The sequence below is a fragment of the Sphingobacteriales bacterium genome (assembly GCA_016719635.1).
In the GTDB taxonomy this organism is placed as follows: Bacteria; Bacteroidota; Bacteroidia; order Chitinophagales; family JADIYW01; genus JADJSS01.
The window spans coordinates 239,539-250,726 of sequence record JADJYT010000003.1 but is presented as its reverse complement, the minus strand read 5'-3'; the positions used below and the strand labels follow the sequence as shown (position 1 = coordinate 250,726).

At 42.0% G+C, this 11,188-nt stretch carries 11 protein-coding genes; 7 read left to right on the top strand and 4 right to left on the bottom strand.

Annotation, left to right across the window (positions count from 1 at the left end; genetic code table 11):
- The first annotated feature begins 1 nt into the window (after window position 1).
- The 5 genes from IPM95_07985 (at window position 2) to fumC (ending at window position 5,974) form a co-directional block, all read left to right on the top strand.
- On the top strand, window positions 2-244 hold the full coding sequence (locus tag IPM95_07985; protein MBK9329241.1) for a hypothetical protein: 243 nt from the start codon (window positions 2-4) through the stop codon (window positions 242-244).
- A gap of 3 nt (window positions 245-247) precedes the next feature.
- Window positions 248-1,723 carry an NADH-quinone oxidoreductase subunit M gene (locus tag IPM95_07980; GenBank protein ID MBK9329240.1) on the top strand — a complete coding sequence of 492 codons (1,476 nt, stop codon included), beginning with the start codon at window positions 248-250 and terminating at the stop codon, window positions 1,721-1,723.
- Between the two features lie 29 nt (window positions 1,724-1,752).
- On the top strand, window positions 1,753-3,132 hold the full coding sequence (locus IPM95_07975; protein ID MBK9329239.1) for an NADH-quinone oxidoreductase subunit N: 1,380 nt from the start codon (window positions 1,753-1,755) through the stop codon (window positions 3,130-3,132).
- A gap of 10 nt (window positions 3,133-3,142) precedes the next feature.
- Complete coding sequence (locus tag IPM95_07970; protein ID MBK9329238.1) at window positions 3,143-4,051, top strand: enoyl-CoA hydratase/isomerase family protein; 909 nt, start codon at window positions 3,143-3,145, stop codon at window positions 4,049-4,051.
- Between the two features lie 522 nt (window positions 4,052-4,573).
- Window positions 4,574-5,974, top strand: coding sequence for a class II fumarate hydratase (gene fumC / locus IPM95_07965; protein ID MBK9329237.1), 1,401 nt, complete (start codon window positions 4,574-4,576; stop codon window positions 5,972-5,974).
- A 70-nt stretch (window positions 5,975-6,044) separates the two neighbouring features.
- On the opposite strand, the gene IPM95_07960 is transcribed toward fumC, so the two are convergent.
- Window positions 6,045-6,305 (bottom strand): hypothetical protein, encoded by a 261-nt coding sequence (locus IPM95_07960; protein MBK9329236.1) that lies wholly within the window; start codon window positions 6,303-6,305, stop codon window positions 6,045-6,047.
- Window positions 6,306-6,523: 218 nt separating this feature from the next.
- Between IPM95_07960 and IPM95_07955 the strand changes: the two genes are divergently transcribed.
- The gene (locus IPM95_07955; GenBank protein ID MBK9329235.1) at window positions 6,524-6,970 is read left to right on the top strand and encodes an OsmC family protein; all 447 of its coding nucleotides are present in this window, start codon (window positions 6,524-6,526) and stop codon (window positions 6,968-6,970) included.
- 2 nt (window positions 6,971-6,972) lie between these two features.
- Here the strand turns inward: IPM95_07955 and IPM95_07950 are convergent, their stop codons facing one another.
- Both IPM95_07950 and IPM95_07945 read right to left on the bottom strand, forming a co-directional pair.
- Complete coding sequence (locus tag IPM95_07950; GenBank protein ID MBK9329234.1) at window positions 6,973-8,205, bottom strand: DUF2130 domain-containing protein; 1,233 nt, start codon at window positions 8,203-8,205, stop codon at window positions 6,973-6,975.
- 4 nt (window positions 8,206-8,209) lie between these two features.
- A complete protein-coding gene (locus tag IPM95_07945) occupies window positions 8,210-8,473 on the bottom strand; it encodes a DUF1294 domain-containing protein (GenBank protein MBK9329233.1) in 264 nt (87 codons plus the stop codon).
- A gap of 118 nt (window positions 8,474-8,591) precedes the next feature.
- Between IPM95_07945 and IPM95_07940 the strand changes: the two genes are divergently transcribed.
- Window positions 8,592-10,553 carry a KUP/HAK/KT family potassium transporter gene (locus IPM95_07940; protein ID MBK9329232.1) on the top strand — a complete coding sequence of 654 codons (1,962 nt, stop codon included), beginning with the start codon at window positions 8,592-8,594 and terminating at the stop codon, window positions 10,551-10,553.
- On the opposite strand, the gene IPM95_07935 is transcribed toward IPM95_07940, so the two are convergent.
- A complete protein-coding gene (locus IPM95_07935) occupies window positions 10,550-11,134 on the bottom strand; it encodes an isoprenylcysteine carboxylmethyltransferase family protein (GenBank protein MBK9329231.1) in 585 nt (194 codons plus the stop codon). The genes IPM95_07940 and IPM95_07935 overlap by 4 nt on opposite strands.
- Between the last annotated feature and the right edge of the window lie 54 nt (window positions 11,135-11,188).

Below are 11,188 nucleotides of genomic sequence, written 5' to 3'. Positions count from 1 at the left end.
TATGATACTGATATTCTTACTGACGTTGCTGGTAGTAGCCATACCTGCCTTAAACGTCTTCAATGCAAGATACATACAGCGTATCGCTTTGTTTATTGGCGTATCACAGTTGGCGTTGCTGGCATTATCGGGGAATATGGATAATGAATTATCGGAAATCGCAGTAAATGGGGTAAACCATGTTGTCTCATTTACATATTCTGTTGTTGTTGAAAAAATTGCTTACTTGTTGTTCAGTCTGTAAAATATGTTAGTATTACTCTTGGTCATATTACCGGTGCTTTTCGTTTTCTCAACGTTGTTTCTGAATGAGAAACAGGCAAAAAATAACGCCCTGTTAGGTACGGTGGTGACGTTAGGTGTGGGTCTGTATATCTTCAGTCAGTTTAAGTCAAATCCGGCATCTGCGGATTTCATCTTTCATACAGATTGGGTACAGGCTTTAGGTGCTGACTTTTTTCTCAAGGTTGACGGAATTAATATCATTCTGGTATTACTGACGGTTTTATTGCTGCCTTTCATTATTCAAAGTACGGAAGGAAGAACCATTAAAAATCCGAAAGCCTATTTTAGTTTAATCCTGCTGATGCAAAGTGCCTTATTAGGGGTGTTTTTGGCTAAAGATGCCTTGTTGTTTTACGTGTTCTGGGAACTGGCCTTGCTGCCCATTTATCTGATTGCACTGATATGGGGAGGAGCTGGCAGACAAAAAATCACCTTTAAGTTTTTCGTTTATACACTATTCGGTAGTTTATTCATGCTGCTGGCTATCATATTTGTATGGATGCATAATCCGGACAGAAGTTTCAGCATGAACGCATTTTATCAGGTAGGTGCGCAGTTGACAGCAAAGGAGCAGTTACTGGTGTTTATCGCCTTTTACCTTGCCTTTGCCATCAAAATACCGATCTTTCCGCTGCATACCTGGCAGCCGGATACCTACGTCAATGCACCTACACAAGGTACCATGCTTTTGTCGGGTATTATGTTGAAAATGGGCGCTTTTGCATTGATCGTTTGGCTGATACCGGTGGTGCCGCTGGGCTGGCAGCTTGCATCCAAATACGTTATTACACTAAGTGTGATAAGTGTAGTCTACGGATCCCTTATGGCATTGACACAAAAAGACTTTAAACGCATGCTGGCGTATTCATCGCTCGGGCATGTCGGATTGATTGCTGCCGGTATTTTTTCCTGGAATCTTCAGGGGGTACAGGGTGCACTTTATCAGATGCTTTCTCATGGTATCAATGTGGTCGCCTTATTTTATGTGTGCGATATCATTTTCAGTAAAATGAAAACGGATACGATGCATCAGTTAGGCGGTATCCGAAATGTATCACGGGAATTCAGCGTCCTGTTTCTGATTGTATTGCTCGGAAGTATAGCCATGCCGCTGACCAATGGTTTTGTCGGGGAGTTCCTGCTGCTGCATGGTATTTTTCAGTATAATATGATGGCGGCTCTCTTTGGGGGGTTGACCGTTATTCTGGGAGCAGTGTATATGCTGCGCGCCTATCAGGCGATGATGCACGGTGAATCGAACAGCCTGACACAAACGTTTGGTGAAATCAGTAAAGATGAAAAGATGATACTGGCCGGATTTGCGGTATTAGTGATATTCTTCGGATTGTTTCCAAATACCATACTGGATGTATCTGAACAACCGGTAAAACAATTAATTGATCATGTACACAGTGTTACAGCTAATTCAGTACAATAAAAGAGGTTCTCGAAGAGAATGTTAGAAATATGAAAGAGTTATTATTATTATCGGGATTGGGAATCGCAGCGCTGGTATTCGAGATACTGAATATCCGTAAGCTGATACTGCCCTTTGCTATTGTCGGATTGCTGGTCAATATCGGCTTTTGCTTCAACGACTTCGGTACCAATGAAAATATTTACGGCATGCTGGTTCTGGATAAGATTCCGCTGGCCTTCACCATATTATTTTCTTTCATTGCCATTTTGTGGTTGATCTTCTCCTTTAATTACATAAAGAATGACCATAGCCAATCAGATCATTATTCTTTGGTGCTGTTTTCCCTGGTGGGTGTGTTCATTTTAAGTTCCTATACCCATCTTGCGATGTTGTTTCTCGGTGTCGAGATATTGTCCATTCCTGTATATGTACTGGCAGGTAGCAATAAGCGAAGCCTGAATTCAAACGAAGCGGCTTTCAAGTATTTTATCTTAGGCTCTTTTGCAAGCGGCTTTTTGCTGCTGGGTATCACCTTTGTGTACGGCGCCATCGGTAGTTTTAAGCTGATGCAGATTGTATCGACCTCCATGTCCACTTATGGAATCAGCCAGCAACTGCTGATGGTCGGACTGGTGTTGATTTTGTTTGCGCTCGCATTTAAAATGTCGGCAGTCCCATTTCATTTCTGGACACCGGATGTGTACACAGGTGCGCCAACTGTCATTACGGCCTTCATGGCAACTATTGTCAAGATTGGAGCCATCGTCGGTTTTTACAGGCTCTTCAGTGTTGTCATTTCTTTCTATACCACTTACAATATCATATTGCTGGTCATTTCCACGCTTACGATTGTGCTGGGCAATGTTATTGCAGCCACCCAATCCAATACAAAGCGTATGCTGGCATATTCCAGCATCGGCCATGCCGGTTTTATTATTTTGGGAATAACCGTTCTGAGTCCTTCCACCACCTATGTCACCTGGCATTATTTACTGGCTTATACGCTTTCCAGCCTTGCAGCCTTCTGGGTGTTTTACCTGGTGTCTGAACAGGCGGAGCAGGAAGAGGAAATCTCCATCTTTAAAGGGCTGGTGAAGCGCAATCCGGTTTTGGCGGGTTCCATGACCATTGCCTTGTTATCCATGGCCGGAATACCGCCTCTGTCCGGATTTTTTGCCAAGTATTTTATATTGGTAAATGTTCTGGCGAGCGGTAAAACCATGATTGCGGTGATAGCCATATTGGCCTCTTTAATCGGCGTGTATTATTATTTCAAAATCATCATTGCGATGTTCAGCATGGATGCCGAAGGCACGACACCAATAAGAATATCAGGCTTTAACACCATTGCCCTGTTGCTTATTACTGCATTGATTATTCTGGCAGGTATCATTCCGGATATCATTCTACGCTTTGTATTCAGATAAAATTAGTACTATGGAATTCAAGAATTTATTATGGGAAATTACGGATAATATTCTCCATCTGACGATTAACCGTGCTGACAAGCTGAATGCCTTGAACGGAGCAACCATTGTGGAAATTCAGACGGCATTTGAAGAAGCGAGGAAAACACACGGATTAAAGGGTGTAATCCTGACGGGCGCCGGAGAGAAAGCATTCGTGGCGGGTGCCGACATCGCTGAGTTCCAGACGCTGGATATTCAGCAGGCGAAGTTGCTGGCACAGCGCGGTCATGATATCTTCTTTTCCATTGAGCATATGCCCGTTCCGGTCATTGCGGTGGTCAACGGGTTTGCTTTAGGCGGCGGATGTGAGCTTTCCATGGCCTGTCATATGCGTATCGCCACGTCCAATGCAAAATTCGGACAGCCGGAAGTCAATTTGGGAATCATTGCAGGATACGGCGGCACACAGCGCCTGATACAATATATTGGTAAGGCAAAGGCATTGGAATTGCACCTGACAGCGGATCTGATTGATGCGCAAACGGCATTGAATCTGGGATTGGTGAATTACGTGGAACAGGATAAAGTTTCCGCCATAGAAAAAGCAGTATCCATAATCCATAAAATAGCCACCAAAGGGCCGGTTGCAGTGGCAAAAGTCATTGAATGCACCAATGCTTATTTCAAGGAAGGAGTGGATGGATTTGCCTATGAAGTCAATGCCTTCGGCGATTTGTTTAAAACAGAAGACGTGAAAGAAGGGGTGGCGGCTTTCCTGGAAAAACGCAAACCTGATTTTAAGGAGGAAGGAAAAGGGGGGGGAAGGGAAAACCAAACCCCCCCCTTTCTTTGTTTTTTTTTTTTTTCCTTTAAAAAAAAAACAAAAAAAAAAAACACCGAGGCGCGAAAGAGAGAAAAACCAAAAAACAAAAAATAAAAAGGGGGGCGCCAGCCCAACCCCCCCCAAAAAAAAAAAAGAGAGGTTAGGGGGAAGGAAAGGACCACGCCAGCCCCCGGCCCTTTAAAATTTAAAAAAAATAAAAAATAACCTTCCTTTCCCTTCCCCAAAAACCGAGGCAGGGGGGGGGGTTTGTGTTTTTAATTTTTTTAAAGAGGGAGAGAAACACACCAAACAACACACAACCAAAAAAAAAAGGGGAATGTGAAAAAAAAAAAATTTTTTTTCGCGGAGTGAAAAAAGGAAGGCCCACCAAAAAAGAGAATTCCCTTTTTAAAAAACAAATCTCCCCCCCCCGGGGAAGGGAAAAATAAAAGGGGACACCCCCCTCTCCCCCCCCCCCTTTTCTTGGGACCCCCCCAAAAATTAGCTAAGCTTTGCATAAGGTGGGAAAGGGAAACCCCCCCAGGGGGAAAAGGGGGGCTAAAACAGAAAGTTCGGGGTTTTATCTAAAACAATAAGGATAAGCAAATGACCAATACCGAATACAACAATTATAAAATGGAATACAGAATAGAAAAAGACACAATGGGTCAGGTGAAGGTACCTGCACATGTTTATTACGGAGCGCAGACACAGCGTTCCATCGACAACTTTCAGATTGCACAGGATATCAATAAAATGCCGAAGGAAATCATCCGGGCATTTGCTTACCTGAAGAAAGCGGCAGCCATTACCAACTACAAAGCCAAGGTGCTGGAAAAGCAAAAGTGTGAAACGATCGGTAAGGTGTGCGATGAGATCCTGGCGGGTAAGCTGGATGACCAGTTTCCACTGGTGGTTTGGCAGACGGGTTCCGGAACGCAATCAAACATGAATTGCAATGAAGTGATTGCTTACCGTGGCCATGTCCTGTTAGGCGGTCAGTTAACGGATGAAAAGAAGTTAATCAACCCGAATGATGGTGTCAATAAATCCCATTCATCCAACGATACGTTTCCAACCGCCATGTACATTGCGGCTTATACCATTTTAATGGAGACGACCATCCCGGGCATCAAGAAATTGAGAAATACGCTGGCTAAAAAATCAAAAGAGTTTTCCAAAATTGTAAAAATAGGCCGTACGCATTTTATGGATGCCACACCGCTTACGTTGGGGCAGGAGTTTTCAGGTTATGTGTCTCAACTGGATCACGGTCTGAAAGCGGTTGAAAATTCCCTGGACCATTTAGCCGAGCTGGCATTAGGCGGAACGGCAGTGGGAACGGGTATCAATACCCCTAAGGGATATGCAAAAAATGTAGCGAAGGAAATTGCGAATTTAACCGGACTACCTTTTGTTACGGCGAATAATAAATTTGAATCCTTAGCGGCGCACGATGCCATTGTGGAAGCACATGGAGCATTGAAAACGGTGGCGGTTTCCCTGATGAAAATCGGGAATGATATCCGTATGCTGTCCTCCGGACCGCGCTGCGGCATCGGCGAGATTCATATCCCGGATAACGAACCGGGATCCTCCATCATGCCTGGAAAAGTAAACCCTACACAATGTGAAGCTATGACGATGGTGGCTGCACAGGTGCTGGGAAATGATGTAGCCATCAATATCGGCGGCAGCAACGGCCATTTTGAATTAAACGTCTTTAAGCCGGTGATGATTTATAATTTCCTGCACAGTGCCCGGTTAATCGGAGATGTATGTGTGTCGTTCAATGATAAATGTGCAACGGGAATCGAGCCATTGCACGGCAACATCAAAAGGAATCTGGAAAATTCACTGATGCTGGTAACGGCACTGAATACAAAAATCGGGTATTACAAATCGGCTGAAATTGCACAGACCGCCCACAAGAATAATGCAACGCTGAAAGAGACAGCCATTAAATTGGGGTATGTCACCGCAAAACAGTTTGACGAATGGGTGAAGCCGGAAGATATGATTGGCGGGCTGAAATAGAAGATTTCTATAAATAATAAAAAAGGACTGCATGCGCAGTCCTTTTCTTGTTTCATGGTTTTTGATTCGCTTATCTGGAGTTGGAGCAGAATCCGCCCGGGCAGGTTTTGTACATCTTCGCTACCTGACTGTTGTACTTGCGTTCGTTGGATTGTTTATACGACCAGGTACCGCATCCGGAGCTTACATTTCGGCTGCAGGAGCTCAATACAAAAGTCAGTCCAACTGCAATCAGTAATGCCGTTTTGGAAGATTTAACTGCCATTTTCTTTGCTGCGCAGGCAATCTCTGTTAAGATGATTGCACCTGCTGTTTGAATGTTCGTTTTCATAGTTTTGTTTGTTTTAGTTGTTAGTGTGTATTGTTTGTTTTGATGATGTAAAGGTATATCGAGGCTGATACACTCCCCCGAACGATTGAGTAAACGGCAGATTTAAATGGTAAATGGCAATTTTCCCTGTTTTCTATTTCGATTTGAAGTGATACAGAGGAATCTAGTAGGGATTTTAATTATCGATTTATTACCTTTACAAACATAAATAGATTACCATGACACTAAAAAGAAGAGCAACTGCCGTATGGAACGGCACAGGGTTGGAAGGAAGCGGAAAGCTGACATCCACCAGCGGCATTTTGAAGGATACACCTTATTCATTTGCCGCCCGCTTTCAGAGTGAGGATGGTAAGGCCGGAACAAATCCGGAAGAACTGATTGCCGCAGCGCATGCCGGTTGTTTTTCCATGGCATTGAGTTTTCAATTATCCAACGCCGGATTTCCACCCGTATCCATTCATACAGAGGCGATCGTTTCCATTGAAAAAGGGGAAAGCGGTTTTGGATTTACGGGTATTCACCTGGAGCTCGAGGCAACTATTCCGGGAATCTCTGAAGAAAAATTTCAGGAATTGGCAGGCGTGGCAAAAGTGAATTGCCCGGTATCCAAAGCATTGGCAGCCGTACCGGTTACCTTATCGGCGAAATTGAACGCGCAGTAAATTTATTCGTCCAATAAGTTAATATCAACATTTTCCAACCCTGATATGCCTTCTATGTCACCCTGGATGTTGGAAGCGTTGCGTATGATTTTATCCAGATTTTTCTCACGGGCGCTCCATAATTTTTCCATCTGTTCGCGCTCCTTAATAATTGACATTCTCATGGCTATAAAACTTTCACGTATTGCCGTCCATTTGTCCTTAAAGTCTGCACCCGTAAAATAATCGTATAGCATGACCATTTTGTCACCTTTGTTCATTTGTGAAGTGGTGGCAGCATCAATTTTAATCAGGCTGTCTCGAAGGACAAAACACAAACTTTTAAATTCAGGAAGAGAGCATACCCAAACATCTTCTATCAACGTCATTCTGTCAATATTTTTGGGGTATTTGGTGGTTACCAAAACAGCAATATCAGCATTTGCAGTAATTTTATCCTGTTTTAATTTCTCAATCCATTTGTTATCCCAGTTAGCTGTTTCCTTGCTCTCATAAATAATGCTGCCGCAATGTGATTTATTTCGGGTGTTTATTATTTGTATACAGTCTGCACCTCGTTTTCCTTTTGCAACTTCACTGATTTCATCAAACGGGAAGTTATCTTTTAAAAACTCTTCGATTACAAGTTCTTGTTTTTCACCCTGCAATTGCATGGATCCCTGTTCCGCCTTCCGCTTCATCTCATCGATGAGTTTCGCCTGTTGTTCTTCCCTGATCTTAAATTCCTTCTTTAAGAGGTCTATTTCGGAATCCTTCTCCTGTTTTATCTTTGATTCCAGTTCTTCCTTTACGGCCTTTCGCTGTTCCAGTAATTTTAATTCAAAATTCTTTTTGTCCTCCTCCAGCGCTTCTTCTTTCTTCAGTAATTCCAGCCGCTGGTTTTTCAAGGCCTGGTTTTCTTCCTTGCGCGCCGAATTTTCTTCCTCCAGTTTTTGGAGGCTTAACGCGTATTCTTCTTTAAGTTTTGACTGCTGCTCCTGCGTGATTTTTATTTTTTCCTCCTCCAGTTTCTGTTCGAGCCGTTTTTGAAAGAGTTCATTTTCTTTCGCTTTCTTTTCCTCAAACTCTCTTAGCTGCAATGCCAGCGCTTCTTTTGCTTTCTGGAATTCTGAAGCGGAGTTTCTGTATTTTTCCTCAAACTCTTTTTTGTATTTTTCTTCCGCCTGATGGTTTAGCACTTCATCAATGTCTATCAGTGTACCGCAGTTGGGACATTTTATTTTATTGTCGCTCATTTTTTTATTTATAATAGTAGAAAAAACCAAGAATCAGTATCCATAGTCCGGTACAAAGCCACATCCATCTGATAAACGGACTATTGGATGTTTTGTGACGGAATGTAAGCATACCTGTCCAACCGCCAACAAAACCGCCTGCAAAATTAAGCAATAAGAGCAGAAATACCGAAACCCGCCATCCGCCTGTTTTAGCCTTCAGTTTATCCCAACCCATGTAAATATAAGTGACACAGTTGATTAGAAAGAAATACCGGCTGAAATACATGGTGTATAAACGGTTTTAGGTGTGTACAAAATAATAATAAATAAACGAATCGAATGGTAATTTCTATTAAATTTGCACACCGTTTTTTCTACAACATACGCGGTTCAAAATATCCAATATGGCTGATAAAATAGATCATGGCTTAAATAAACTAACAGCAGCAGGGGCACTTATTTCATTAGGTATCATCTTTGGGGATATCGGTACTTCGCCGATTTATGTACTCCGCGCAATCATGACAATGGCAATGGAGGGGAAGCACGCAATTACGGATGAATTGGTTTTAGGAGGATTGTCCTGTGTTTTTTGGACGCTTACTTTTGTTACCACCGTAAAATATGTGATTCTTGCTTTAAATGCGGACAATAATGGTGAAGGTGGTATTTTTTCATTATATGCATTGGTTCGGCGATATAAAGCGAAATGGACTATTATTCCTGCATTGATAGGTTGCGCTACTTTGATGGCAGACGGATTTATAACACCACCTATTTCTATTTCATCTGCTATCGAAGGGTTGACTATAATATATCCTGACTTGCAGACAGTCCCCATTGTTCTTACAATTTTGTTTTTTTTGTTTGTTGTTCAGCAATTCGGTACAAACAGGGTGGGTGTGGTATTTGGTCCGGTAATGTTTATTTGGTTCACCATGATAGGTACATTGGGTTTACACCAAGTGATACAGAATACGGTTGTCTTTAAAGCTTTAAATCCTTATTATGCATTTAATCTTGTCTTACACTATCCCGGAGGATTTTGGTTTTTAGGTGCGGTATTTTTATGTACTACAGGAGGAGAGGCGTTGTATTCCGATTTAGGGCATTGCGGCAAGCAAAATATCCGCTTCAGCTGGGGTTTTGTAAAAATCTGTCTGTTGTTCAGTTATTTCGGACAGGCAGCCTTTATAATGTCAAATAAACAGTTGGATTGGCATGTGGTTTCTCCCTTTTATTCCTTAATGCCTAAATGGTTTTTATATATTGGAATTGGAATTGCAACATTAGCTACTGTAATTGCTTCCCAGGCATTGATCAGCGGTTGCTTTACACTGGTAAATGAAGCAATGAAACTGAAATTATGGCCGAATCAAAAAATTATTTATCCTTCCATCTCCCAGGGACAGATATATATTCCGTTCATCAACTGGTTCTTGTTTTTTGGTTGTACAGTCGTGGTGTTACTCTTTAAAGAATCCAGTAAAATGGAGGCAGCATACGGATTAGCCATTACCATTGATATGCTGATGACGACCAGTCTGTTAACCTATTATTTCACGGTAAAAAGAAAACCAAAGTTGTTTGTTTATGCATTCCTTTTCTTTTTCTTATGGATAGAGTTCACTTTTTTATCTGCTAACTTAAGTAAGTTTGCACACGGTGGTTGGTTTGCCCTGATAATCGCCATATTTATCTTTGTGACCATGTACTTATTTTATCTGGGTAAGAAATTGCGTAACAAACATATCGAATTCGTTGAAATCAAGGATTACCTGGACGATTTGCAGGATTTGCAGAATGACACTTCCATTCCGAAAGAAGCCACGAACCTGGTGTTTATGTGCAATGCCAACGATAAAAAACACATCGATTCCAATATAATTTATTCCATCTTCCGCAAAAAGCCCAAACGCGCCGATACCTATTGGTTTGTGCATGTGGATATCACCAGCGAACCTTACGGTGCGGAATATTCGGTGGAGACCGTCATTCCGCAGAAATGTTTTTTCATCCGTTTGAAATTCGGGTTTAAGGTGGATCACAAGGTGCACGTCATGTTTACGAAAATTGTGGAAGATATGGAAAAACAAGGGGAGATAGATTTGTTGAGCCACTATGCTTCGCTCCGTAAACACGGCTATCCGGCAGACTTCAAGTATGTAGTATTGAATTCAATCGTATCGATTGATAATAAGTTAAACCCGGTGGAGCAGTTCCTGATTAAATCCTATAATTTCATCAAAGGGCTGAGTATTCCTACAGAAGTGGATTTTGGCTTGGAAAAAACGAACTGCCGGGTGGAAAATATTCCGATTCGCATCGCCCAGAAAGCGCACATCAATATTGAACGGGTGGATTAGAAAATATAGGGAATCAGGCCTTTTACCTTTTTCTTGTAACTGATGTATTCTTCGCCGAATTCATCTATCAGTTTTACTTCTTCCAGTTTGCTGCCAATCAAAATGTAAACTATTAGAATAACACTTGCAATCAGAACTTTGATGTAAGGGAATAATACATATGCGCCTAAAACCTGCAGTATGACTCCGGTATATAATGGATGTCTCACATACTGATAAATTCCTGTAATGATCAGTTTGCCGTTCTCTGCTGGAACGTCCTTTCGGGGAGCGATGCCGATGAATTCTTTTAGGTCGAATGTCATTAAGGCAACAAGGAGAACGAATGTACCGATGCCGGCAAACGAAAACCCAATGAAAGAAGATATATAAGGTGCCTTAAAGAGCAAAACAGGATTCTGAAAGGTGAGCAGCATCAGTAAGACTAACCCAATAATCGAGATGATATTATACAGGATTCTGTAGTTCTCGTGGATGACAGAAGATGTACCTTTCACCCATTCCTTGGTTTTCCTGGATGCCAAAATGCTATGCAGTGCAAAATAGGCCATCCATCCAGTTGCAGTAACAAGATATTCCATACTTCAAGTTACCAATTTGGTTGAATATTTTCTGACAATTCTTTAAGCAGTTTT